The 24,249-nt window shown below is 33.2% G+C and carries 24 protein-coding genes and 2 tRNA genes; 1 reads left to right on the top strand and 25 read right to left on the bottom strand.

The genetic code is table 11. The features are described from left to right. The 22 genes from KJI70_02240 to pilM all read right to left on the bottom strand — a co-directional run. On the bottom strand, positions 1 to 3,180 hold a 3,180-nt coding region (locus KJI70_02240; GenBank protein MCP6718335.1), incomplete at its 3' end, for a hypothetical protein. 229 nt (positions 3,181 to 3,409) lie between these two features. After that, positions 3,410 to 4,510, bottom strand: coding sequence for a rod shape-determining protein RodA (locus tag KJI70_02235; GenBank protein MCP6718334.1), 1,101 nt, complete (start codon positions 4,508 to 4,510; stop codon positions 3,410 to 3,412). A 100-nt stretch (positions 4,511 to 4,610) separates the two neighbouring features. Beyond that, positions 4,611 to 6,647 carry an NAD-dependent DNA ligase LigA gene (gene ligA, locus KJI70_02230; protein MCP6718333.1) on the bottom strand — a complete coding sequence of 679 codons (2,037 nt, stop codon included), beginning with the start codon at positions 6,645 to 6,647 and terminating at the stop codon, positions 4,611 to 4,613. A 112-nt stretch (positions 6,648 to 6,759) separates the two neighbouring features. After that, positions 6,760 to 7,113: a hypothetical protein gene (locus tag KJI70_02225; GenBank protein ID MCP6718332.1), complete on the bottom strand. Its 354-nt coding sequence runs from the start codon at positions 7,111 to 7,113 to the stop codon at positions 6,760 to 6,762. Positions 7,114 to 7,140: 27 nt separating this feature from the next. Further along, a complete protein-coding gene (locus KJI70_02220) occupies positions 7,141 to 7,743 on the bottom strand; it encodes a prepilin-type N-terminal cleavage/methylation domain-containing protein (GenBank protein MCP6718331.1) in 603 nt (200 codons plus the stop codon). A gap of 5 nt (positions 7,744 to 7,748) precedes the next feature. Further along, on the bottom strand, positions 7,749 to 8,336 hold the full coding sequence (locus KJI70_02215) for a prepilin-type N-terminal cleavage/methylation domain-containing protein (protein ID MCP6718330.1): 588 nt from the start codon (positions 8,334 to 8,336) through the stop codon (positions 7,749 to 7,751). After that, the gene (locus KJI70_02210; GenBank protein MCP6718329.1) at positions 8,326 to 8,895 is read right to left on the bottom strand and encodes a prepilin-type N-terminal cleavage/methylation domain-containing protein; all 570 of its coding nucleotides are present in this window, start codon (positions 8,893 to 8,895) and stop codon (positions 8,326 to 8,328) included. Before KJI70_02210 ends, KJI70_02215 begins: the two co-directional genes overlap by 11 nt. Before the next feature lie 62 nt (positions 8,896 to 8,957). Further along, a complete protein-coding gene (locus KJI70_02205; GenBank protein ID MCP6718328.1) occupies positions 8,958 to 12,515 on the bottom strand; it encodes a PKD domain-containing protein in 3,558 nt (1,185 codons plus the stop codon). A gap of 188 nt (positions 12,516 to 12,703) precedes the next feature. Then, complete coding sequence (locus tag KJI70_02200) at positions 12,704 to 12,922, bottom strand: type II toxin-antitoxin system HicA family toxin (GenBank protein ID MCP6718327.1); 219 nt, start codon at positions 12,920 to 12,922, stop codon at positions 12,704 to 12,706. Next, positions 12,915 to 13,160 carry a DUF1902 domain-containing protein gene (locus tag KJI70_02195; GenBank protein MCP6718326.1) on the bottom strand — a complete coding sequence of 82 codons (246 nt, stop codon included), beginning with the start codon at positions 13,158 to 13,160 and terminating at the stop codon, positions 12,915 to 12,917. Before KJI70_02195 ends, KJI70_02200 begins: the two co-directional genes overlap by 8 nt. 245 nt (positions 13,161 to 13,405) lie before the next feature. Further along, positions 13,406 to 13,705: a hypothetical protein gene (locus KJI70_02190; protein MCP6718325.1), complete on the bottom strand. Its 300-nt coding sequence runs from the start codon at positions 13,703 to 13,705 to the stop codon at positions 13,406 to 13,408. Positions 13,706 to 13,722: 17 nt separating this feature from the next. Beyond that, a complete protein-coding gene (locus KJI70_02185; GenBank protein ID MCP6718324.1) occupies positions 13,723 to 14,511 on the bottom strand; it encodes a prepilin peptidase in 789 nt (262 codons plus the stop codon). Between the two features lie 85 nt (positions 14,512 to 14,596). Continuing rightward, entirely contained in the window at positions 14,597 to 15,085 is a 489-nt protein-coding gene (locus KJI70_02180) for a type II secretion system GspH family protein (protein ID MCP6718323.1), read from the bottom strand. A gap of 60 nt (positions 15,086 to 15,145) precedes the next feature. Next, positions 15,146 to 15,610, bottom strand: a complete 465-nt coding sequence (locus KJI70_02175; protein ID MCP6718322.1) for a type II secretion system GspH family protein — start codon at positions 15,608 to 15,610, stop codon at positions 15,146 to 15,148. 70 nt (positions 15,611 to 15,680) lie between these two features. Continuing rightward, positions 15,681 to 16,883 (bottom strand): type II secretion system F family protein, encoded by a 1,203-nt coding sequence (locus tag KJI70_02170; protein ID MCP6718321.1) that lies wholly within the window; start codon positions 16,881 to 16,883, stop codon positions 15,681 to 15,683. 35 nt (positions 16,884 to 16,918) lie between these two features. Next, positions 16,919 to 17,986, bottom strand: coding sequence for a type IV pilus twitching motility protein PilT (locus KJI70_02165; protein MCP6718320.1), 1,068 nt, complete (start codon positions 17,984 to 17,986; stop codon positions 16,919 to 16,921). A gap of 31 nt (positions 17,987 to 18,017) precedes the next feature. Beyond that, positions 18,018 to 18,434 (bottom strand): response regulator, encoded by a 417-nt coding sequence (locus KJI70_02160; GenBank protein ID MCP6718319.1) that lies wholly within the window; start codon positions 18,432 to 18,434, stop codon positions 18,018 to 18,020. 70 nt (positions 18,435 to 18,504) lie between these two features. Then, on the bottom strand, positions 18,505 to 20,217 hold the full coding sequence (locus tag KJI70_02155) for a GspE/PulE family protein (GenBank protein MCP6718318.1): 1,713 nt from the start codon (positions 20,215 to 20,217) through the stop codon (positions 18,505 to 18,507). 2 nt (positions 20,218 to 20,219) lie between these two features. Then, on the bottom strand, positions 20,220 to 20,489 hold the full coding sequence (locus tag KJI70_02150; protein ID MCP6718317.1) for a hypothetical protein: 270 nt from the start codon (positions 20,487 to 20,489) through the stop codon (positions 20,220 to 20,222). Between the two features lie 2 nt (positions 20,490 to 20,491). Continuing rightward, positions 20,492 to 21,004, bottom strand: a complete 513-nt coding sequence (gene pilO, locus KJI70_02145; protein ID MCP6718316.1) for a type 4a pilus biogenesis protein PilO — start codon at positions 21,002 to 21,004, stop codon at positions 20,492 to 20,494. 1 nt (position 21,005) lies between these two features. After that, positions 21,006 to 21,533 (bottom strand): hypothetical protein, encoded by a 528-nt coding sequence (locus tag KJI70_02140; GenBank protein MCP6718315.1) that lies wholly within the window; start codon positions 21,531 to 21,533, stop codon positions 21,006 to 21,008. Between the two features lie 29 nt (positions 21,534 to 21,562). Beyond that, complete coding sequence (gene pilM, locus KJI70_02135; protein MCP6718314.1) at positions 21,563 to 22,642, bottom strand: type IV pilus assembly protein PilM; 1,080 nt, start codon at positions 22,640 to 22,642, stop codon at positions 21,563 to 21,565. Between the two features lie 19 nt (positions 22,643 to 22,661). On the opposite strand from pilM, the gene KJI70_02130 reads away from it, so the two are divergent. Continuing rightward, positions 22,662 to 23,327, top strand: a complete 666-nt coding sequence (locus KJI70_02130) for a ComF family protein (protein MCP6718313.1) — start codon at positions 22,662 to 22,664, stop codon at positions 23,325 to 23,327. On the opposite strand, the gene KJI70_02125 is transcribed toward KJI70_02130, so the two are convergent. The 3 genes from KJI70_02125 to KJI70_02115 form a co-directional block, all read right to left on the bottom strand. Next, positions 23,328 to 24,005, bottom strand: coding sequence for an HD domain-containing protein (locus KJI70_02125; protein ID MCP6718312.1), 678 nt, complete (start codon positions 24,003 to 24,005; stop codon positions 23,328 to 23,330). A gap of 16 nt (positions 24,006 to 24,021) precedes the next feature. Next, positions 24,022 to 24,107, bottom strand: a tRNA-Ser gene (locus KJI70_02120). 55 nt (positions 24,108 to 24,162) lie between these two features. After that, positions 24,163 to 24,248: transfer RNA gene (locus KJI70_02115), tRNA-Ser, on the bottom strand. Position 24,249 lies beyond the last annotated feature (1 nt).

Genomic DNA, 24,249 nt, shown 5'->3' with positions numbered 1-24,249 from the left:
AGCAGCAAACAATTGTGTTGAATAGTATTTATTACTGCTTCCTTCATCTAAACCATCTGTAGTGGTTGAATACCAGTTAGATAGCTTAAACCAGTCTGTTGAAGAAGCTGTCCAGATAGGATCAGTTTCTGTATATGAAGTTAGGAATGTAGAATCACAGACCAATCCAGTTCCAGAAGAATAGATACAAGCCTTGGTATCTGTTAATGTTCCTTCATTAACACTGAAAACAGTTCCTGTTAAGTCGATCAAGGTTCCTCCTGCTGAATAAGTAGTGTCTGTGTTAGTGGCATATATAGTTAAACTATTGCCAGTATCATCATAAACCAGATCTACATCAGTCCCTGCAACCAGCAAAGCATTAACCCTGTCATCTGTTCTCTCGTCAGTAAAATATAGGTTACTGCCTCCTTCAGCTAGAGCATTAGTGGTAGTAGCAGCCAGGTCAGCAGCAAACAATTGTGTTGAATAGTATTTATTACTGCTTCCTTCATCTAAACCATCTGTAGTGGTTGAATACCAGTCTGTTAATGACAGGTAGTTACTAGCAGTAATAGTATCTACCAGCATAAGGTCAGTTATGCTGTTATTTGGCAAGAAAACATTTCCTGTAACTTCAAAATTAGTTGTAGTCGCATCGTCAAAAAAAGCTCCTCCATCAACCTCAAATATTGCTAAATCTGAACTTGTGACATTTGCTCCAACAACAACTACACGTGATAAAACACTTGGGTATATCCTTAAACTGTCTGAACTGCTAGCCCATAATCCTGAACCTCCACCCCCTCCTCCACAAGCAACACCTGCTCCTGATACATTACCAGTATTATCTATCTGCAAACATTGAATTGAACCAACGATTCCGCTAATTGAGAAATTAGTTGTAGTTGCGTCAGTAAATAAAGCAGATCCAGCAACTTCTAGATTTGCTCTTGGAGTTGTAGTACCAACACCAATTCTTCCATTTCCTGAATCAACGTACAGGGTGGGTATAGTAGAAGTGCCAAAGCCAGCTGAGCCCCAGACATGGAGTTCGTAGTTAGGCGTTGTAGTGGCAATGCCAACATAGCCACTGCTATTAATCTTTACTCTTTCCTGTCCATCAACAACCAAAATTATTTCATTAGTTGAACTAGCAGTTAAGGTATCACCAGATATGATTTCTGTTGAGCTAGCGCTTTGGATAGTTAAGCTTCCATAATCAGTTGTTTGCCAAACAGAAGAACCAGAGCCTGTTAGATTAAGAGGTCCTGTAGACACTAGAGCAGTACTGCCATTTGAATCAACTGAAAAAGTTGAATAGGTTGTTGAACTATATCCAATAACAAGTTGAGGTTGAGTAGTAGTGGTAATCTTAACGGGTCCTGCAAACGTGGAAGTGGTATAGCCTTGCACATCTAAAATACCTTCAAAAACAGCATTGCCTGAACCTAAGATATTACCTACTACATGAAGAGCTTGACTAGGAGTAGTGGTGGCAATACCAACTCTTCCATTGCCTGAATCAACATATAATGCAAGAGTAGTTGAAGTGCCAAAGCCAGCACTGCCCCAGACATGTAATGGATAGTTGGGTGTTGTGGTGGCAATACCAACATATCCACCAGTGATTATTGCTCCATATCCTGAACCTTGTTGAGTTATTGTTAATAAAGAAGAAGTAGAAGAGGCAGTAATTACCAATGGCCCATTAAGTGATAGACCGCCTATTGATAAATTACCTGTTACTGTAAAGTCACCCACTAATGTAGCTCCTGTATTGTTGACCGTGAATACAGAGCTAACGTCTAATATATTGCCAGTGTATGATTCTGGAGCATTGAGTGTGATACGCTGAGCTGTTAAGGGTCCATCAATTCTTGTTTCGTCAGCCAAGTATATTAAAGGATTAAGTATGCTGGTTGAGTCAATTACTACCTGGCTGCCATGAAGCTGTAATCCTGTGGCTGCTGATAGTATGATATTGCCTGAACCAATGGTTTGAAGTACTATGTCACCATTCTCCTGATATATTTTAGGTGATTGTATTGGTTGGGTGACATATATCTGCTGGGTTATTACTCCCCCTGGGGCATACAATCTATTAGCTAGTTCAGCTTGTACATATTCCATGTCAGCTCTTAACTGAACTAATGATGCTGAATCTATTATTCTTACTTCTCTTGTTATTTCCTTTATTGGTTGGATTTCAGTTATTACTTGTTTTGATGGAATTCCTTCTTGTACTAGTTTGTCGAAGCTTTGTTGGAAGGCCTGGATTAATTTTTCAGTTAATCTTTCTTCTGTCTCTACAAAAATTTTTTCTGTTAAAAGTCTTTCAAAAGAGAAAAAGTTTTTAAGTGTTTTTGGAAAATAAGAAAAAAAGTTTTTAATTACATCAAAGCCTTGTTTTGTACTTTCATCAAAAGAACTATGAAAAACAAAATAAGTTCTTGTGATTTTTTGAGATATTGATTTAAGAGAATTTCCAAGCCAGGAAAAATATGCTCTAAAAATATCACCAACGCCTTCTCCAACTCCTGCAATACTAAACAAAACACTTTTTAATATTGGAGATTTTTCAACTATTGGTAAAATTGAATCGTCTAAAAATCCGCCAACAACATTATGTGTTTTGGCCAAATAAGGCATTAATGTTTTTGAAAAGAGACTCTTTCCGACAAGTGATCCTGAAACAAGCAGACCTATTATTAAAAGCGAAATAACTCCTGTATGGAGTATTCTAAAAATTGGCAAACGCTTAACTACTTCAACGTTTGGTTGAGATTCCTCAGTGGGTAAATTATCTGGAGCAGGTAAAATTCTTACAGCTTTATTTTTGACAACTTCCTGTTTGATTTGCTTTTGATTCTTTCTTAAATATATATCCAACCATGTTTTTTTAGTCATCCAGTTTTTTCCAAATTTCACTGCTTTTAATTTTCCTTGTCTTGCTCTTAAACTCAAGTAATCTTTTGAATAATCGCAGTAGCTTATTGCCTCTTTTAATGAAATATAATTGTTTGGATTTCCTAAATACTCATCTAACCAATTTTTTTTAGTAACCCAATTTCTTTTAATTTTTAAAGCTTTTAATTTTCCTTGTCTTGCTCTTAAACTTAAATACTCTTGTGAATAATCACAATATTTAGTTGCCTGTTGAAGCGTTATAAATTGTTTTTGATTTTCTTTTTTATTCATTTAAAAATATTGACAAAAGAAAAAAATTTGTTATTCTTAAATAAAGAAGGTAACAAAAAAACAGGTAAGAGCGTTTTATTTGGAGCCTTCTTTTTTTTAAATTTCAAAAAACTTTAACTTATCTTATTATCTTAAAAACAAATAGCGCTGTCAAGCGCTATTTGTGAATAACTTATGAATAAATCCGATACTAATGCAGATATCGTTTTTTATCCGATACTTATTTTATTTACTTATTCTGAATATAAATACTCTGTAAAATACCTAGAGCAATAAACATTGCCAGCAGACCCGATCCTCCATAACTAACCAATGGAAGAGAAATTCCAATAATAGGCAAAAGACCAAGATTCATACCCACGTGAATAAAGTATTGAGAAAGCATTAAAACACTTAATCCAGCAGCAAAAAGACGCGCAAAATTGGACTTAGTTTTAATAGCGATTTTAAACATTCTCCAGATTAAAAAAGAAAAAACAACTAATAATACACTAACTCCTATTAAGCCTGTTTCTTCGGCAATAGAAGAAAATATGAAATCAGTCTGAGGTTCTGGTAAAAAGCCGTGTTGAGTTTGAGAACCCTTTAAAATACCCTGCCCTAATAAGCCTCCAGAACCAATAGCGATCTCTGCTTGTCTTTGATTCCAGCCAATTTCAAGAGGGTCCGATAGTTGAGGTTTAATAAAGCTTAATAATCTTTGTTTTTGATAATCTTTTAAAATTGTTGACCAACTAAAAGTTAAAATTAAAACACCCACTAATAATAAAATAAAAAAATGACGAAGTTTAATACCTGAAATAAGTAAAATACCAATCCATAAACTAACTAAAACCAAGACTGAACCTAAGTCTGGTTGGAAAAAAATTAAAACTGAAGGAATTAAAACATAAAGACCAGAAATCATTATGTGAATAACTCTATATATTTCAACATGTCTCATTGAAAAGTATTTTGCCAATAAGATTATCAAAATAATCTTGGTTGGCTCAATGGGATCAAAAGAAACTGGTCCTATTCTATACCATCCTTTAACTCCTCTAATTTCTTCTGTAAGAAAAAAGACTCCAAAAAGAAGAACAATACATAAAAAATATAGAATTAAAATTAGGTAAGAATCTATTTGAAATACTCTCCAGTCAATAAAGCTCACTAAAAACATCAATAAAAATCCTATAAGAGAAAATATGATTTGTTTTTTAAAATTTAAAAAATCATCTCTTCCAAGAGAAGAGCTATAAATTGATAATAGACCAAAACCAACTAGAAAAATGACGGTAGCAATTAAAGTCCAGTCCAGTTTTTTCAAATGAGATAAAAAAAGATTCATAATTGAGCAAAGTATGCTGGTTTAATTCTAACACTTATTTCTTTCGCCTTTTTAAGCAAAAACTCATAATTTAACAACATGCTTTGGTTTAATTTTAGAACTATTTTAGCATTTTTACAAAGTCCTTTTCTTGCATGATTTTAGTGCCTAGTTTCCTTGCTTTTTTGAGCTTTAAACCAGGCTCTTTCCCAACTATTAAATAGCTAGTTTTTGACGAAATAGATCCAGAGACTTCACCCCCTAAAGAACGTATTTTTTCTTCTGCCCCTCTTCTACTTATTGAAGATAAAGTTCCTGTTAAAATAAAAATTAAATCTTTAAATTTTTGATTTTTCCTTATTATTTTTTTTATTTTTATTTTTATTCCTATTTTTTTTAATTTTTTAATAAATTGTAAATTATTTTTATTATTAAAAAAATTATAAATTGATTTTGCCACTATTGGGCCGATATCTTTAATATTTTCAAGCTCTTTCAAGGAAGATTTTTCTAATTTTTCTAATGAATTAAAGTATTCAGTTAAATCCCTAGCAGTTTGCTCCCCTATATTTCTGATGCCCAAAGAATAAATGAATTTTGAAAGACTAATCTCCTTATGAGACTGAATAGATTCAATAAGATTCTTGCTTGATTTTTCAGCGAAACGCTCCAAAGAAGCTATATCCTGCTCTTTCAAGGTGAATAAATCAGCTGGATCAGAGATAATGCCCTGTTCAATCAATCTATTAATAATTTGAGGACCAAGTCCAACAATATCAAATGCTCCTTTTGATACAAAGTGATAAAAATATTTTCTTTTCCTAGCAAAGCAATTCGTGTTTGGACAACGCCAAACTACTTCTTTTTCGAGTTTAACAAGAAGTGTATTGCAAGATGGACATTTTGCCGGCATTTTAAATTTTCTTTCCTTTCCTGTCCGCAGTTCTTTAAACACTTTTTTTATAGCTGGTATCACATCACCCGACCTCACAACAGATACTGTATCATTAATTTTTACGCCTAATTTCTTGATTTCATCAGTATTATGAAGTGTTGCTCGTGATACAACAACACCGCCGATCTCCACTGGTTTTAAAACAGCTACTGGGGTTATAGCTCCGGTTCTTCCAACCTGAATTCTTATATCTTTGATAATAGTTGTTGCTTCTTTCGGAGAAAACTTAAATGCCCTTATGCCCCTTGGACTTTTACCAACAATTCCTAGTTTTTGAAAACTTTTTAAGTCATTAATACTAACCACAACTCCATCTATTTGAAAAGAAAAACTTTCTCTTTTCTGTGAAATCCGTTGCCAATAATCTACGATTTGATCAATGCTTTTGGCAACCTTGCCAATATCTGTTTTAAATCCTAAACAGGTCAAAATTTGATGGCTTTGATAATGTATCTTTTGACCTACATCAGTAATAATGTCATAGGCAAAAAATTTTAAAGGCCTGGAAGCAGCAAGTTTAGGATCCAACTGACGGATTGAACCAGCTGCCAGATTTCTTGGATTGGCAAATGTTTTTTTTCCTTGTTTTTTTAATTTTTTATTTAATTTTTCAAAATCTTTTCTTTCCATATAGACTTCACCCCGAATTTCAATTATTTTATTTTTAATAAATTCTTTTAATTTTATTTTAATATTTTTTTTAATTTTATTTTTTAATAAATTAATCTCTAATTTTAAAGGAATACTTTCTATTGTTTTAATGTTTTGAGTAACATCTTCTCCAATTCTACCGTCGCCTCTTGTAGCAGCGCTTAACAACACGCCCTTTTTGTAAACTAAAGCAACAGCAAAACCATCAATTTTAGGCTCTAAGAAATAATCATCGAAATCACTAATTTTCTTTAAATATTTTTCCCAACTTTCAAGCTCTTTTTTTGAAAAAACATCTTCAATAGAAAGCATTGGCTCTCTGTGTTTTATCTTTTTGAATTTATCTAAAGGCTTACCAGCAACTCGCTGGGTAGGAGAATCAGCTGTAATAAGTTCAGAAAATTCCTGCTCTAATCGGTAAAGCTCACGTTTTAGAGAGTCCAGGGCATCATCAGAGATTTCCTGTTTATTTAAAACATGATAAAGGTAGCGGTGACGATCAATCAGCTCTTTTAACTTATCAACTCTTTTTTTAGCTTCTTGTTTGTTCATATTATTATTATATAGAAAAACCTCGCTTTCAGCGAGGACCTTGATTTTACGAATGAAAACTTCTTTTTAGCAAAAATCTTATTTTCTGCCTCATTTAAATTAAGCAGTATTTTTAGTATTTAATCTCAATAGCACGCTTGGTCCCTTTGTAACTACCAACTGACTTTATACAATAATTAGCTGCATCACAATCAGGATGATTGCTGTCTTTAACAGAAACTTCATATTTACTACCATTTAAACTGGTCTCTGGAATATCAACAGGGTCTGTCATTGACAACACTTCTTCAATGCCATTATCAGCTGCATAAAAAGCAATTGCTGAGTAACCAATTTCTGTTATTGCTTTTATCTGCTTGACTAATATTACACTTACCCCCAAACTAATTGTTAAAATAACACTTAGTATTGATACAGCAAATAAAACTGCAATGCCTTGTTGTCTCTTATATATTTTACTTTTCATTAAATTTATCAAGGTTTAATAATCTTTCTAATACATAACATCTAATTTTCTTTGAGAAATTGTGGTTTGAATTTTAATTTTAGGAGATTCAAGTTCGTTCTTTTTTCTCATTTCAAGGAAAATAACAACTCTTGGTTGAATATTATCACTTTGAGTAAAACCAAATTCTTTGAATTTAAATAAAACGACTTCTAAATCATCAGAAGTTAAAGGAACAGCCCCTGCCCCATCTTTTGATTCTTTCAATCTATTATCAATTGTATCCCAAAAAAATTCCTGGCAAATTGATGGATCTTGAGCATTGTTAAACTTTATTCCTTTCCCCTGATACGTGATTTCATAATTAAAACCATAACCATTGTCTTTTAAACAAAAACATGTTTCTGGTTCCCATCTATCACCACAATTCAGTTCTTTTTTTGCCATTCTTAAGGCTCTGCTCATATACTCAAGAACATGAGAACTATTATCAAGAATTTCTCTTGAACCAAGAATTCTATTTTGGCTTTTCAATGAAAGAATAAAAAGACCTGTTGGTCCTGCAATAACAGTAAAAAAAATTGCTACTGCTATCAAAACTTCAATCAGTGTATAAGCTTTTTGTTTTTTGTTCTGCTTAAAAGGTTTCATGCTTTTTATTGAATGCGCTGTTTATACCAGTTGGTTATATGTTCTATCACTTTAATCTCATGAAGCTTGTTTTTTTCTTTCCACTGAACTATAACTGTGATTTTCATTTTATTCTCATCAATTTCTTCAATAAAAATCTTTCTTTTGAATTTTGTTTGTGTACCAGCTGAATAGCTATAAAACCCACTATTATCAAAGTTAAGATAATGAAGATCACTGAAATCACATCCAGCAACAACAACCAAAGGATCTGATGGAGAAGTATCTGTATTATAATCAGCCTCGCAACAACTTGCAGAAGGCTGGCAATTAATTAAACCGGTTAAACCATCATTCCATAAAGGTTGGGGAGGAATCTGTAAAGATTCACGCTGTTCAAGCCAATTATTGTCTCTTATATTCCTTATTATCTCAATACCCTCTTGGCCTAAATAAATAGCAATTAATCTTGATTGAACTGTTGAAACACCAGCAAGGGTTTGCTGAATTAACATGAATGAGCCTCCAATGCCAACAGTCAAAATAAAAATCGCTACAATCACTTCTATTAAAGTAAAACCATACTCTTTTTTTTGTTTATTCTTAATCAACATCTATTAAGCCAACTGTATTAATGCTGACGGTTTTTGTGTTTCTACTAAATGTTAAACTAATTACTGCTTGATTATCAAAAGGTTGAGGATTTATGGTTATAAGAGGAGTTGGAGGCAAAAAAGTGATTACTAGTGGAGACTGAGGAATTATATTAGAAATCAAAACTCCGGGCTCTAAAGATAAGTCTTGGAGCTTTTCAGGATAAGGATCTTCTACGGTTGCATCAGTACAAGTTGCAGCTATACCTTCTGAATCATATTCATTATCACCATCACAATCTGCAAATAATATATATGAATTTTTTAAATCTTTAAAATAAAGTCCGTATCCTCCTCTTGGGAAACTCTGGTCAAAACTAAGAGGAGTTAATTGTCCTGTCATTGCCATTTCTTGTGTGTCTCTTAAATCCTGAGCCAGATTATGAGCTGACCTATAAAGAGAAAACTGCTTTTCACTAGTATTATAATTTGAAATAACCATTGGGAAAAAAAGGAGAATGATAGTGATCACAATAAGAAGCTCGGCAAGTGTGAATCCTGTGTTATTATTTTTTCTCATATTTTTAAACAATAATAAAAACTTAAAGTTTTTATCCTTTAACATAATTAAAGGGTTCATCATTAAAAAGGAGTAACCTCATACCATTCTGGTAAAGGAATTGTAATCTGTAACTGATAGCTTTGTGTATCAATTCTTCCTGTATCATCTGTCACTTCTAATGTTACTGTACCAGAACTACCATCAATATTAACAAAGCTTGCTGAGGGATTTTGAATATTGCTAGTGGCTGGATCGCCATCTTCAAAAGTCCAGATCCAACTACTAATTCCTGTCGCTCCTTCAGAAACGATAGTAATATCTTGGAATTCCACAATTTCACCTTCAGAAGATACGAAACCATCACAAGACTGCCAGCCACCTTCAGCAGAAGAACATTGAAAATCAGTAGCTATTTCACTTTTAACGTAAAAGTTCTTGTTTTGCTGATCCGTTACCTCAGCTTTATCTTCAACAGTTAAAGCAACATAATAATTTTCACTTGCTGGAAGTAAGGGCATTAAAATATCACAAATTGCCTCATTTTCCTGTGTCTGATCATCATCATTACAAATAACATAAGGATCCTGCCAAGGAGTGCCGCCTTGATAAAAGATTGACCATGTAGATTTTATAATATCATCATTATTATCAGGTGGATTTGTAGAATTAAGATCAGTTGATTGATTTAAGAAATAAAAATCACAATTCCTGTTATAAGCAACCCAGATGCCATCACAAGCTGAACCAGGACCGCAACCAGAGCCGTCACAAGCAACACTAGCAACTGGAGGAGTGTTTTCACTAATGTTTATTTGTTTTGCACAAACATCTGGACAATCGCCAGGAGTTGCACTCCAAACTCCATCATTATCTTTAATTTTTAATTTAGCACAATATGTGCCTGGTGTATTATAAATATGACTAATATTGTCAAACGTTGTAGTGCTTGAACTACCATCCCCGAAAATAAAGCCGTAGTCTATAATTGATCCATCATTATCATGACCTAAACCAGTAAATGATATTTCAACAGGTGCTGCTCCTTGTTCTGGTGCAGCAATTAAAGAATCACATACTGGAGCTTCATTACATCGAAGGTCATCAATAATAATATTTAGCTCACAAGGTTCACCTGGATTAGCTCCAGTATTACAAACACAACTCGCATCACAATCACCAAAATCAGGATAATCATAATAATCTTGACCAACACAAACGTCAGGCAAACATGGACAATCTGGACAATCTGGTCCAACAGTGCATCCTTCACCCCCCTCACAAACTCCCCACTCACAAGTTGATGAACAAATTTGTTCTCCACAATTCTCACAACTTCTAGTACTGTCTTTTACACATTCATTTGTTGGACAACTTGGCCAAGTCCCATCTTGCTGACATGTAATCGTATGAGGACACCCTTGAGGCGATGTACAATTAGTTTGTTGATCAGGAATGCATTCTGATGTCTCTACGTTAATTTCTGTAGTGTCTATAATATTATTTCCATCTCCTCTGTCAATTGAAACTTTTGCAGTATAAATACCTGAAGAAGCATAATTACACAAATCTACTGCAGTAAAAGTTGAAACTGACTGATGCAGTGCTTCAAGCTCCCAATCTCCATTATTAGTGCAGTCAAACCTATAACTAATAGTTCCAGACATTGAACCACTGACAATTGTTGATAAATCAACATTGCTCAGCGAATTAATGCCAAAACTTGGATCAGCAGTAAGACTGACAGAAACTGTTGGATTAGTTACTAGTACACCAAGACTATCATAGGTATGATCAATTCCATCAAAAACATCAACCACAGCATTGTAAGTATTAGCAGTATAATAATAATGAGAAGGATCTTCTTCGTTTGATTCAGGCGCTCCGTCACCAAAATCCCAGGTATAACCTAAAGGACTTCCATCTGGATCATAAGCACTGATGTTAAATTTGATATTGCAATCAGTTTGAGTGGTTGGTTCAGTACAACAAACAAATTGATCAGTACACTGTTGTCCTGGAGTAGAAGAGTGAGAAGTAAAATAACCTAAACTAGTTATGATGGGAGCATTAGTTTCACTAACACTCACCGAAGTAGAAATACCCCAGGTTAAATTACTCGCAGCATCTTGACATGCAAATCTAACACTATAATCTCCAGGGTCTAAAAATTGATGGGTTGTTGTAACAGTACAGCTTGCTCCATTCTCACAAGGAGAAGGTGAAATTGTAATAAACTCAGTGCTTGTTGACTGTCCATCCACATAAAACCAGCAATAAGGAACTCTGCCTACCGCATCAGATAAAGAAGCACTAAAGGTCTGTTCAACTCCTTGTTCAGCAATCACAGGAGAAACTATTCCAACTTCAGGATATGTCCAGTCAATATGATAGTTCTTAATAGAGCCGCTTTCTACACTTTCAGAGTGTTGGTTCCCCGCATTGTCTGTTGAATGAATATTCACCCAGCAAGCATCTTCTGCCTGGTATTTACAATAATCAGCAGTACCTACTGTTATAATTGTTGATAGACTATTGCAGGTTCTTGAAAGCCAGCCTGAAGAAGTCCTTTCTGTTTCAGCAATACCATCTCCATTAGTGTCTTCATAAGGAATAATCTTATACTCACACAAACCATTATCAAGACCTGATCCCAAGTCTTCATCCAAAGTGTCTAATGAGAAATCATTAGAATACCAAGTTCCTGATGAAGGTGATTGTATTTGAGAATTAGGCTCCGTAGTATCTACTCTAACTTTTACTGGGCCACCTTCATCTGCCCAATTCCCGTTATTATCTATAACATGAAGTCCATACCACCAAATACCATCTTGTAAATAATCACTTGTTGAATGAGTGGTAGAACTAGCCCAAAAATCAGAGCCAACTGGAGCATAGTAATTATCTCCAACCATAGTCCATGTGCCAGGACTACCACCAACATCATCCGCTCTCCAAACCTCAACATAATTTAAATGAGAACCTCCACCATCGGTTACTGTCCAAGAAACTGTAAGGTTTGGATCTGCACCATTAATCCAGTTAGGATCAGAAGGATCAGTACCAAAAGAAGTAGCTTCTGGGTCAATAGTATCAATATCTATTACTACTGCATATTGAATTGGTCCTCCACCAGTTGCACTATTAAAACTAATCCAACCAATAGTCTGGTCTGACCAGGCCCAATCCTCAAATTCATTCGTTGAAGAATTACGATAAATCCCATAAGTTGAATTTCTTAATCTTATCCACTCTTGTATGTCTAATGCTTTTGCCCAACCAGAAACTTCATTTGTCTGCAGATTAAGATTAGCCTTACAAGAAGGAAATATGGGCGGACACCCAACAAGATCTGATTCCTCGAAACTAATCCAGCCAATGTTTTCTGACCAAGCATAACCAGAAAAATCTCCTGTTGATGTACTAACCTTGACACCATAATTAGGCGAACAACGAGGCTGTGGCAACTCTGGATTATTGCAATTAAAACTAATCCAGCCAATATTTTCAGACCAAGCCCAACCAGAAACATTATCATTTGTTCCTGCATTTGCTTTTCCAAACACAAAAAAGCTTAAAGTAATAATAAAAATCAATAAGAAAAATTTAATATTTTTCGAAAATATTTTTTTCTTTAACATTCTTTTATTTTACTACAACGAAAAAAAAAGAAAAAGGAGGGTGTATTGAAGAGGATGAGCTAAGCTCATCCTAAATGTAAAAGAAACGCAAAAGAAATTTGGATAAACTAAGTCTGTCCAAAGAAGAAACGCAAGAAAAAACAGCCCTTTGAAAGCTGTTAGAGAGAATAAATCTAACGTAAAGCAATTTATAAATCTAAAAATTCTCGATTTGAAATTTTGAGTTGTCGGATAATTTTCTTTATGATTGGTAAGCCAATATCTTTCCCATGAGGGTTAGGAACGAAAATCTTTTCATTATTTCGTTTCATGTATTCATGCCTGGCAGCTGAGTAGGGACCAGAAAACCCAAGCTTTCTTAATTTCTTTATTAAGATTCTTCGAGAAAGAGGCGAAAGTTTAGGCATGTACTTTAGTGGACAGCTTCTTAAACCCTGGCAAAGAATGTTTTTCTCGAAGACTTACTAGAATATAATCCTCGATTACTTCAGCTAACTGTTCCCTTACTTCTTCTATGGTATTAGCTTGAGCATAAGCTCCTGGTAATTCTTTTATACTGGCGCACCAGCTTCTCGTTTCTTCATCATGTTCATATTCTGCTTTGCGTAAGAGTTTTTCTATATAATTAACAATGTATAGTTTCATAGTTCTTTGCTTTATTCAGAAATTTATGATTTCTAAAAAGCATTACAAAATTAATTCTATTCTTAGAGTATTTTGCTTTACAATTTATGTCAAGCCATAGGCTCAGCCGACCAAATTCTACTGATGAAACGTAAAAAACAGTCCTTAAAGAACGTTAGTGAAAGTAATTCAAAATTAGTAAGATTAACGCTTTAATTTTACTCTTAGTTTCTTAGTAATTTATTTAATCCATTTTTCCTTACAATCTACTTATAAAATAAAGCAACCATTTCTTGAAAATACACATCTGCCTTTTTGGCGTAAGCATCTACTAAAGCTTGTAAATCAGAAAAACTTTTCCTCATTTCTTCTCTAAAATCTTTAAAATCTTCTTTACTAACTACTTCTTCCTTGGTAGGAAAAACCTCTATAAATTTTTGGATGTCTTTATCGTCAAGCATAATTTTAATTTCATTGAAAATGACGTCAAACAAACCAAGTTGGGGATAAGCTAAGCTTATCCCTAGAAACAAGTTACGATAAGCTAAGCTTGTCCAACCAAACAAATTCAAATAAAAAAACGTTAAAAACCATACAAGGAAAGATAAAAACTAATTATCTCGTACTCAAAAAACAATGCTAGAAAAGTTCCAAAAATTAAAAACGGGCCAAAAGGAATTTCTGATTTCAAGGTTTTTTTACCTGAAATCATAAGTATTATTCCAATTACTGCTCCAGAAAAAAACGCTAAAAACAAAGCTACCATAATCTTAGGAAAACCTAAAAACAAACCCATAAAAAAAGCCAACTTCACATCACCCATTCCCATCCATGTGCCTTTAGATATTAAAACTATAAACAAGAAAAAGAGTGATGCGCCAAAAGCAGAATATATTGTATTTAAAACATCATATCCTGTGTAAAAATTAAAAATACCAGTTACCAATATTAAAGGAAAAATCACCTTGTCAGGAATAATGTAATGCTTTAAGTCATAAGCAAAAATGATTATCAAAAAACAAGAAACAATGAATAAAAAGCAAATTTTTAAAAAAACAGCAAGAGAAAAGCCATACAGTAATAAATCAATGTTTTGAAAGACTATAAAAAAGAACAAACCAGCTGTAGCCAATTCCACTAAAATATATTGGATAGATATTGGTTTTTTACAATAACGGCATTTGCCAGCCAAAACTAAGAAGCTTATAATCGGTATTAAATCATGCCATTTTAAATTTGATTTGCATTCCGGGCAATACGACCTGCCAAGTAAAAAACTAGCGTTTGTTGAAAGTCTGTAAATTACTGAATTTAAAAAAGAACCGACAATCAAACCAAAAATAAATATTAAAAAATAGATTAAAAACTGCATTGAAGTATTTTAACATTTTAGGTCTTAAAAATAAAAACCAGCAGGATAACCTGCTGATTCTCTTTTTTTTAATTCAAACTAAAACCTACCAAATAAAACAAGTGCAAGTCAAAGTAGTACCTGGCGCAGCAGCTAAATCTAGTTTTCTACTTCCCATATGAGTGGAAACAAAATAAATCTCGTTGCCGCTTATTGCGCTATCTTCTTCTAGAGTTGCATAAGCACAAAACCACTGATCTAAAATAGCACTATAATCATCATTAGTACAATCTAAAGCCCCTGTATTATTTGCCCACGTATAACTTTGTGAACTTAAAGGATCGCTCACAGCTTGTAAGTAGGTAGAAATTGCAGGAACACCACCAGTGCCGACATCTGTAAAATAGGCATCATTGTCTGAATAATATATTTCTTGAGCAGTAACGATCTGACGCATATCAGACTGTCTTACTGCATCCCTTGCTTTTTCTCTTGCTCCACCTAAAGAAACTAAAACAATGCCTGATAAAGTCCCAATAATTGCAATCACTACCAATAATTCAACTAATGTAAATCCTTTTTTATTTTTCAACATATTTTTGACAACTATTTATTAAAGGAATCGACCTTTTTCTAATTTTTTTTAAAAATCATTTTATTGAGTAATATCAATGCCACAGCAATCAGTATTTGAAGGCGTATAACCTGCTGATTCTTTTGAAAAAACTCCTTTATCTGAGGAGCAAAACCAAGTATCAGTTAATGATTCTGCTTTTGTATAAAGACAATAATAATAAGTTTCTCCAGCAGTCCAGGTATATTGGTATGGAGATGTGTCCACTGGATCACGGGGAACTGCAATTATAATATTGCCAATTGCGCTTAAAGTATTTGCTCCTGCGCCAGGAACAGGATACTGATTATCTCCAGCACCACAACTAGTTTCATTATAGCATACTTCCATAGCAGTGCTAATCTGTTTAAAATCTGCTCTTCTCTTAGCATCTCTTGATTTTTTCCTAGCAGGACCCAAAACAACAAAAACAGTGCTTGCTAAAACAGCGATCATTGCAATTACAACTAAAAGTTCTATTAAAGTGAATCCTTTTCTCTTCTCCACAATATTTTAAAAATTATTTTTTCTAATAATACATTTTAACACCTTTTTTAGAAAAAGTAATTCACAGAACTTAAAAAGTAATTACTTGATAAAGAGGCATTAAAACTGCAAGCATCATACCGCCAACAACAAGACCTAATACCATAATCAATGCTGGCTCTAAAAATGCTAAGGCATTAGTAATACCTCTTTCAACTTCTTTTTGATAGAACTTTGCAATACTCATTAAACTGTTATCTAAACTCCCTGTTTTTTCACCCACCAAAGTCATTTGAACAAAAACCGGAGGGAAAATCTCAGGAGAAAGCGCTAAAACAGAGGAGATTGGAGTTCCCTTTCTTACCTCATCTCTTACATTAAATATTGCTTGCTTATAAACTTCATTTCCAACAATATCAGCAGAAAGTTCCAATGACCTAGTAATCAACAGCCCGCCAGAAATTAAAGTAGCAAGACTTTCAGCAAACCTGGTAAGATAGAGTGTTTTTATTAGTGGTCCGAGAACAGGAATTTGAAGAGAAAATCTGTCAAAAAAACTTTTTCCTTTTTTTGTTTTGTAATATCTAATAATTGCGAAAAAGGAAAGGAAAATAACTGACAATATGACAAGTCCATTTTTCCTTACAAATTCAGAAGTTGCAAGCACCGATTGAGTAACTTTCGGAATTTCAGCAGCGCTTTGTTCTATAACAGTTTTAAGCTGGGGAATAATAGAATAAACCATTAAAAATAAAATGGCGAAAACAAGCAATAAAACCATAGAAGGATAAATTAACGCTCCCTTGGTTTTTGAGCCAAGTTCATATTCTCTTTCTAAATGATCGGCTAAATAAGTTAAGGATTCTGAAAGATTACCAGAAACCTCTCCCGCTTTAACCATTGCAACATAGAAATTAGAAAAAGTTTCAGGATAACGCGCCAAGGCTTTAGAAAATGGACTGCCTCCTTCTATTTCTTTTGACAAAGTAAAAATCCTTTCTCTTAATTTTAAATTCCTTGTCTGGCCAGACAAAACCCTTAAAGATTCTGCTAAAGGAACTTCTGAACCAAACATCATTGACAGTTGTCTGGAGAACAAAACAATATCTCTTGAAGAAACTTTCCCAAAAGCCTCAATTCTTTTTGCATAAAAAGGAACATCAGCTTCTTTAAGATAAGTAACAAAAAAATCATATTTTTGTAGTAAAGTCATCGCAGATTCCTTAGAAGCAGCTTCTATTATTCCAATCCTAACCTCTCCTTCTTTTGTTCTAGCTTGATAATTAAATTTCATTCACTAATAAATATTAGAAATAATATTTAAGATTGCTATCTAGTAAGCATTCTCAACTCGCTTGGCGAAAGAGAATAATTAAGCGCATTTTCCAGTGATACCTCTTTTCTTTTTACCAAATCAGCTAAAGAACGGTTTAAAGCTATCATTCCTCTTTCAAGGCCTGTCTCAACAACCATTGGAATTTCATGAATCTTATTCTCTCTTATTAAATTAGCAATGGCAGGAGTTGCAAGCATTACTTCACAGGCCGGTATTAATCCTCCTTTAATCCTGGGAATTAATCTTTGGGAAACTACTCCTAATAAAGAACCTGATAATTGAGCCCTAACCTGATTTTGCTGTTGGGGAGGAAAAGAATCAACAATTCTATGGATTGTTTGAGAAGCAGAATTTGTGTGAAGAGTTGCAAAAACCAAATGCCCTGTTTCAGCAGCAGTAATAGCTGTGGCTATTGTTTCTGAATCTCTCATTTCTCCCACCATAATTACATTAGGATCCTGACGGAAAGTAGAACGAAGCGCTCTGGCAAAACTCATTGTATCCTGGCCAACTTCTCTTTGGTCAATAATAGCCTTGTCAGCAGTAAAAATATATTCAATAGGATCTTCAATAGTTACAACGTGGTCAGCCCTAATATGATTAATCTCATCAACTAAAGCTGCTAAGGTTGTTGATTTGCCCTGTGAAGACGGTCCACATATTACAACAAATCCTTGGGTTGCTTTTGTAAATTCGTGCAAAACAGGAGGAAGATTTAATTCTTCAACTGTCCTTATTTTGGCTGGAATTAGCCTTAAGGCACAAGAGATATTTCCCTTTTGAAAAAAAACATTCGCTCTAAAACGAGCCCTATCTTCGAAATTATATGAAAAGTCAATTTCTTTTTCTTTTAAGAATTTTTCTTTTTGAAACTCACTCATTAAAGAAAAAGCAAAACCTTCGGTATCAGCAGACATAAGTTTTGCCTCTTTAAGCAAAGGAACAAGACTTCCTGAAATTCTTAAAACAGGAGGATGCTCAACAGATAAGTGCAGGTCTGAAGCCTGCTCCTTAATTGTTAAATCAAAAAGTTTGCTAATCCTATTTTTATAATTTGCCATAATTATTTTTTAATTAACTATAACTAAAATATTATTTCAATACCTTTTTAATTTCCTCTATGACTTCTTGGGGGGTGTAGTGCGCTTTAATAAGATATTTAATAGCACCTAATTTTAAACCCTTTTCAACTTCTTCTTTTTGCCCAAGATTAGAAAGAACAATAACTTTCAAGTTTTTAAACTCTTCACTCTCATTAATCTGCTTTAAAACTTGCCATCCATCAATATGAGGCAAAACTATATCAAGCATTAATAAGTCAAAATTTCCTTCTTTTAATTTTCTCAAACCATCTTTTCCGTCATTAGCAACATCAATTGAAAAACCAAGGTCTTTTAATTTGGTTGTATAAATATCAACAAGAAACGGATCATCTTCTATAATAAGAACCTTCTGCTTCGCAGAAGAACCTTGATTTTTCGTTTTGTTCGAAATTAAAATATTTTTCATATTTTTCTAAAAAAAAGCAAGAATTATTCTCTCTACTTGGCTCTACAATTATTTTTGAAAAACCAAGCCCTTACTCTTCTTGGGTTACTCTTAAAACTTCTTCAATAGTAGTAATGCCTTGTAATACTTTTAATATGCCGTCTTGCCTGATAGTTGTCATTATTTGCTTTTCTGCCTCCTCTTTTAATTGTTTCTCAAAAAATCCTTTTAAAACCAGCTCGCCAAGCTCATCAGTCATTTTTAAAACTTCAAAAAGACCAATCCTTCCAGAAAATCCCTGATCATTACAATTCTTACATGCTTTTGACTCCCAGACAAATATGTCTCTTGTATTAATATCTTTTTTAATTTCTTTTGGAAAAAGTTCAATTTCTTTTAAAATCAAAAGTTCAATCTGTTTTTTAGGCTTTATCTTCTTTTTACAATCATCGCACAATTTCCTTACTAATCTTTGAGCTATAATCAAGCTTAATGTTGAAGGAATTAAAAATGGCTGAACCCCTAAATCAATAAGCCTTGGAATCACGCCTAAAGCAGTAGAAGTATGAAGCGTTGATAGTACAATATGGCCAGTTAAAGCGGCATGGGTAGCTAAAGAAGCAGTTTCTGAATCTCTTACTTCTCCAACCATAATTATATCAGGATCCTGCCTTAGCATGTGGCGCAAACCTTTTGCAAAATTATAACCAATGTCTGGTCTGATCTGAGACTGATTAACACCTTCTATAAAATACTCAACAGGATCTTCTAATGTAACTATATTTACTCCTTCCTTATTTAAAAGCTGTAAAATTGTATATAAGGTAGTTGTCTTGCCAGAACCAGTGGGCCCGGTTGCTAAAATCAGCCCATAAGGCCTTTGTACCATTTTTTCTACTGTTTTTCTATCTCTTTCAGATAATCCTAATTGTTCAAATTTTTTCAAACCAATTAAAGGATTCAACACCCTTATTGCCACTTTTTCACCTAAGGTTGTTGGAAAAGTTGCAACCCTAAAATCAATACTCTGACCCTCTACTCTTGCTGAAAAGCTTCCATCTTGAGGCATCCTTGATTCATCAATTTTTAAATTAGATAAAACCTTAATTCTTGCTACTACTGCTTGATGAACCCTTTTAGGTAAAAAAATAGAAGAATGAAGTAAACCAAGTAATCGAAAACGAATTCTAAGCTTGTCTTTCGTTGGTTCAATGTGAATATCAGATGCTTTTCCTTCAACCGCATACCTTAAAATAACAGCCACTACTTTTGCAATTGGAGCTTCTTCAACCAGTCTTTCTATTTCAGACTTGCCAACAGCTTTTTTTGTTTTCATCTCTTCTTCTAACTCTTCTAAAGCTTTACCAACCTCTTTTCTTAAACTTTGATGCTGTTTTAAAAGTTCGGCAAAAGTAGAAAAATTGATTAAAAAAACCTTGTAATCAAATTTTCCTCTTCTTGCTAAAAATTTCAGAGCTTCTTGAGCATCTAAATCTTCAGGATAAACCATACCAATATCCAAAACATTGTTTTTTCTGCTCAAAGAAACCATTTTGTAATTGTTTGCAGTTTCCTGGGGAATAAGCTCTAAAACCTCTAAAGGAACTGATTTAGGATCAATAGTTTTTAGAGGGACTTCCAGATATTCTGATTTTAATTGAAATAGAAAATCTTCAGAAACTATCTGTTTCTCTAAAAGAACAAGCTCTTCTTTTTTTAAAGAAGTTTTAATTTCTTTTTCTAGAGCTTCTGCTTTTTGCTTGTCTAAAACTCCTTTTTTTACTAATTCTTTTAAAAGAGACATAATTAAAAAGGAATAAATGGATTTTCTCTTCCAAATTCACCTTCAAAACTTGGGGTTTTGTCAATTAATTGAAATTGTTCCAGCAATGGATTATTAAAAATATTGAAATTAATTTCAATACTTTTTAATCTTTTTGAAATTAAAATCTCTACAGGTTCTTGATCAACTTTAAATCCCGACCAAAGAACAAAACCAGCGATCAAAATCAAGACAATAAAAAGAATTATTAAATTTCTTTGCTTTTTTACCTGTTGTTCAAATTTTATTGCCATAATCAATACGAATAAGCTGTGATTTTAATATTAAATCTAAATTCATCAATTTTTTCAGGATAAGAAAAATGAATCGTATCAATATCAATAAGTCTTGATGAGTTTTCAATAAAAGAAAGGAATTTCTTAAAACCATCATAATCTCCTGTCACAATGAAATTTACTTTTGTTTTTTTAATTTTCTCATCCACAACTGAAGAGCCTAAACTTATGCTACCCAGGGCAAGACCTGACTGGGAAGCTGATTTTTGGACAAAAGCTAAAAGTTCCGGCACCTCAGGACTTAAGGGCAGTCCAGTTTCTATTTTTGCCAGCAAATCCTTGTTTTTTTCCAGCTTTTCAGCAATTTCTTGAAGTTTTTGAAAATATTCTTCCTGCGATCTTAAGTCTTGTTCTTTTATTGTAATTTCTTTTTGATATACACTAAAAGATTGGTAATTTTGAAAAACAAGAAACAATAGCGATATTATTATCACTGCAAAAAAAATCATTAAAAAGGAAAAATATTTTCTCATTTTAGTATATAAACATTTTTTTATTTAAAGATATTTCCAAATCGAAATCAATGCCTCCTGCTTTATTTATTGAAGTATTAGTTAAAACTACATCTTCAACCAGCAATTCTTCATTTAAAGCTGTAAGCTGTTGGTCTAAAGTTGAAAAACTATCAGTGCTCCCAGATAATGCTATTCTTACCTCTTTTGCAGTCAAATTAATCTTAGAGAAAAAAATGCGAGGATGAGTTTTAGCTGATAAAAAGTCGAAGAACTTTGAACTTAGAACATGAGCATTCAAAAATGGCGCAATGGCTTCTATTTTATTTTTGTAATAAATATTTTCTTCTTCTAATTCAATCCTTTCTTGAGTTCTTCCTTGAGTAATCTTTATTCCAAGTTCTTCGGAATAGACTTGAGAATTTTGAATTAAATTAGCTAAAAGAAAATAAATGATAATTAAAACAATAACAATAAATATTAAAAGATAAAACAGGGTTTTCTGCCACTTACCTGCTTGCTCAACTGGCCTTGGTATTATGTCAACCACAATATTTTTTTAAAAATTTAATTATTAAATTATATTCTTGTTCCTCTTAAAGCTGCCCCAACAGCAATAGCATATGAAGGCCCCATTTCTTTTAAAGTTTGTTCGAGTATGGGTGGAAAAAAGATCTCTGAAAAAGGACTGGCAATCTCAACTTCTTTTTTAAAATAATCTCTAAATGAATCCATAAGGCCTGGAAGCATAGCAACTCCGCCAGCTAAAATTATCTTTACGACATCTTTTCTTTTTTTCAAATAAAACTCTTTAAACACTTTATCAACCTCTCTAATTATCAGTGCGATTAAAGGCGTTAAAACTTCTTTGATGCTTATTTTTTCTGAATTATTTATAAGAGAAGAAATACCGTACTCTTTTTTAAACTCTCTTGCTTTATTATAATCAATAGAAAGTGCTTTTGAAATCCTTTCTGTTAGAATATCTCCTGAAATATCAAAACTGTGAGAGACTTTCAAAGCCCCTTTATCAATTATACTACAAGTGGTACTTCTTGCTCCAATATCAATTAAAGAAATTGTTGATTTATCCTCTTTTTTTACCAAAGACCTTATCAGGCCAAAAACTTCTGCTTCTAATCCAATTAGTTCTAATTCTGCGTAACTGGCAATCTCTTTGTACTGATTAATAACTTCATTAGGAACAGTAACAAGTAAAATTTCAAATCTTTGACCCTTTCTCCTTGTTTCTTTATTAAGTATCTGCCAATCAAGCGTTACTTCTTCTAAAGGAAGAGGAACATAACGTCTGGCTTCAGATCTTACTGCTTGAGACAATTCTTCTTCGCTCATTGATGGTAACTCAAAAGAAGTAAAGAAAGTTGAAAAATCAGGAATTGCAAGAACAGACTGCTTGGTTTTAATGTCTGCTTCTTTTAACACAGCTCTTATTGCTCTTGAAATATCTTTGCTCAAAAGAGAAAGCGTGCTTTTTTCAAAAGTTCTAAAAGGTTCTTTGTATAAAACTGAAGCTGAGATCTCACCGTAATTTTCTAATTTATTCCTTCCAGCCCAACGCGACAATTCTACGATTTTAATTGCAGAAGTACCAATATCAATACCCAAAAACTTTTTTGGAAATAATCCTAAAAACTGCATTGTATGATATTATACCACAATGAATAACAAACTAAAACGATTTTTTCTTGATTTATTGTTTCCAAGAGCGTGTTTTGGCTGTAAAAAAGAGCAAACCTACTTATGCCAAGATTGCGAAAGTGTTTTAGAAGTATTTTATACCCATCAAAAATTCAAAAACCCGCAATTAGATGATTTATACTTTGCAGTTTCTTATGAAAAACCTTTAATAAAAAGATTAATTACCCAATTTAAATGCCAACCCTTTGTAAAAGAGCTTTCACAAAATCTTTCACAATTAATAATTAATCACTTTCAATTAATAGAGTTCAACAATCATGAATTTAATAATTTTTTAATTGTGCCTGTCCCTTTATATATTAAAAGATTAAAATGGCGGGGATTTAATCAAGCAGAGGAATTAGCAAAATATTTATCAGAGTTTTTTAAAATTCCATTAATCAATGATGTTTTAATAAAAAATAAGCAAACTAAACTCCAGGTGGAACTTCCAAAAGAGAAAGGAAAACAAAACATCATAAATGCTTTTAAGTGTATTAATAAAGAAAAAATTCAAAACAGAAATATTCTGCTTGTTGATGACATTTATATAACTGGCTCAACGGTAACAGAATGCGCCAGAATTTTAAAAAACTCTGGCGCTAAGAAAATCATTGGAGCAGTTATTGCGATAGCCCAACCTTAATTATTCCAATCCCTGAATCTCTTTTTCTAGCTTACTAAAGAATATTTTTGAAAATTCTAATCTTTTTTTAGCGATTTCTTTAGCTTTATTAGTATACAAATAATCTACAATATGCTTGTCTTTGGTTTCCCAGTTAAGCTGAGGACTATGCTTCGTTCTATCTTGAATTCTTCCATTTAATCTTCCTCCAAGGTTTTCTTTAGCATATTCTTCAATATCTACCTTCTTATAAATATGAGCATTATTTTTTCCAACCCACACAAAAGCTCTAGCAATACCAATTGCTCCAGCAGTATCTAATTTATCTGCATCAAAAACAATCTTAGCCTCTAAGGTCTTTGGTTTATTTTGAGTCCTGTACCTATGAGAAATGATACAACCTTTAATATGGTTAATTTTGTCTTTTGAATATCCTAATTCTTTTAGAAACGGCTCAGCAAGCTTTGCGCTTTCAATGGCATGGTCAGTGTTTCCTGACTTATCTTTTCTTTCCTTAATTCCCCCAATGTCGTGTAACAATACAGCTATTTTTATAACTTCTAAATCAACATCTTCATTTTCAGCTAACTTCAAAGCATTAGCATAAACTCTCATAACGTGATCCATATTATGAGCTGAGCATTTTTCTTCTTGAAGATATTTTTCTGCAAATTGTTTAATTTGCTCTAATTTATCCATATTTTAGAAAATAAAGCGGAAGGGGTGGGACTCGAACCCACAAGCCCCTTACGGGGCGCTGATTTTCAAGACCAGTTCCTTACCAATTCGGAGCACCCTTCCATTTCATACAAAATACTATAACTAGGATAGGCTAAGCCTGTCCTATAAATGTGGGCGGAGGAGGTGAGATTCGAACTCACAAGCCGCGTTTAAGCGGCACAGTTTAGCAAACTGGTGGAATGACCATTATCCGACTCCTCCT

This window comes from Patescibacteria group bacterium, from assembly GCA_024238995.1.
Lineage (GTDB): Bacteria > Patescibacteriota > Minisyncoccia > Minisyncoccales > JANBVM01 > JANBVL01.
The sequence above is the reverse complement of the archived record's forward strand: the minus strand, read 5'-3'. Positions and strand labels throughout refer to the sequence as shown.

What these genes read in the sequence shown, in the direction of transcription:
- KJI70_02170 (MCP6718321.1), bottom strand. Translation starts at nt 16,883, where the DNA reads ATGAAATTTAATTATCAAGCTAGAACAAAAGAAGGAGAGGTTAGGATT.
- ligA (MCP6718333.1), bottom strand. Translation starts at nt 6,647, where the DNA reads ATGAACAAACAAGAAGCTAAAAAAAGAGTTGATAAGTTAAAAGAGCTG.
- KJI70_02210 (MCP6718329.1), bottom strand. Translation starts at nt 8,895, where the DNA reads ATGAGAAAAAATAATAACACAGGATTCACACTTGCCGAGCTTCTTATT.
- KJI70_02150 (MCP6718317.1), bottom strand. Translation starts at nt 20,489, where the DNA reads ATGGCAATAAAATTTGAACAACAGGTAAAAAAGCAAAGAAATTTAATA.
- KJI70_02185 (MCP6718324.1), bottom strand. Translation starts at nt 14,511, where the DNA reads ATGCAGTTTTTAATCTATTTTTTAATATTTATTTTTGGTTTGATTGTC.
- KJI70_02225 (MCP6718332.1), bottom strand. Translation starts at nt 7,113, where the DNA reads ATGAAAAGTAAAATATATAAGAGACAACAAGGCATTGCAGTTTTATTT.
- KJI70_02155 (MCP6718318.1), bottom strand. Translation starts at nt 20,217, where the DNA reads ATGTCTCTTTTAAAAGAATTAGTAAAAAAAGGAGTTTTAGACAAGCAA.
- KJI70_02235 (MCP6718334.1), bottom strand. Translation starts at nt 4,510, where the DNA reads ATGAATCTTTTTTTATCTCATTTGAAAAAACTGGACTGGACTTTAATT.
- pilO (MCP6718316.1), bottom strand. Translation starts at nt 21,004, where the DNA reads ATGAGAAAATATTTTTCCTTTTTAATGATTTTTTTTGCAGTGATAATA.
- KJI70_02215 (MCP6718330.1), bottom strand. Translation starts at nt 8,336, where the DNA reads ATGTTGATTAAGAATAAACAAAAAAAAGAGTATGGTTTTACTTTAATA.
- KJI70_02130 (MCP6718313.1), top strand. Translation starts at nt 22,662, where the DNA reads ATGAATAACAAACTAAAACGATTTTTTCTTGATTTATTGTTTCCAAGA.
- pilM (MCP6718314.1), bottom strand. Translation starts at nt 22,642, where the DNA reads ATGCAGTTTTTAGGATTATTTCCAAAAAAGTTTTTGGGTATTGATATT.
- KJI70_02180 (MCP6718323.1), bottom strand. Translation starts at nt 15,085, where the DNA reads ATGTTGAAAAATAAAAAAGGATTTACATTAGTTGAATTATTGGTAGTG.
- KJI70_02200 (MCP6718327.1), bottom strand. Translation starts at nt 12,922, where the DNA reads ATGCCTAAACTTTCGCCTCTTTCTCGAAGAATCTTAATAAAGAAATTA.
- KJI70_02220 (MCP6718331.1), bottom strand. Translation starts at nt 7,743, where the DNA reads ATGAAACCTTTTAAGCAGAACAAAAAACAAAAAGCTTATACACTGATT.
- KJI70_02205 (MCP6718328.1), bottom strand. Translation starts at nt 12,515, where the DNA reads ATGTTAAAGAAAAAAATATTTTCGAAAAATATTAAATTTTTCTTATTG.
- KJI70_02160 (MCP6718319.1), bottom strand. Translation starts at nt 18,434, where the DNA reads ATGAAAAATATTTTAATTTCGAACAAAACGAAAAATCAAGGTTCTTCT.
- KJI70_02195 (MCP6718326.1), bottom strand. Translation starts at nt 13,160, where the DNA reads ATGAAACTATACATTGTTAATTATATAGAAAAACTCTTACGCAAAGCA.
- KJI70_02125 (MCP6718312.1), bottom strand. Translation starts at nt 24,005, where the DNA reads ATGGATAAATTAGAGCAAATTAAACAATTTGCAGAAAAATATCTTCAA.
- KJI70_02165 (MCP6718320.1), bottom strand. Translation starts at nt 17,986, where the DNA reads ATGGCAAATTATAAAAATAGGATTAGCAAACTTTTTGATTTAACAATT.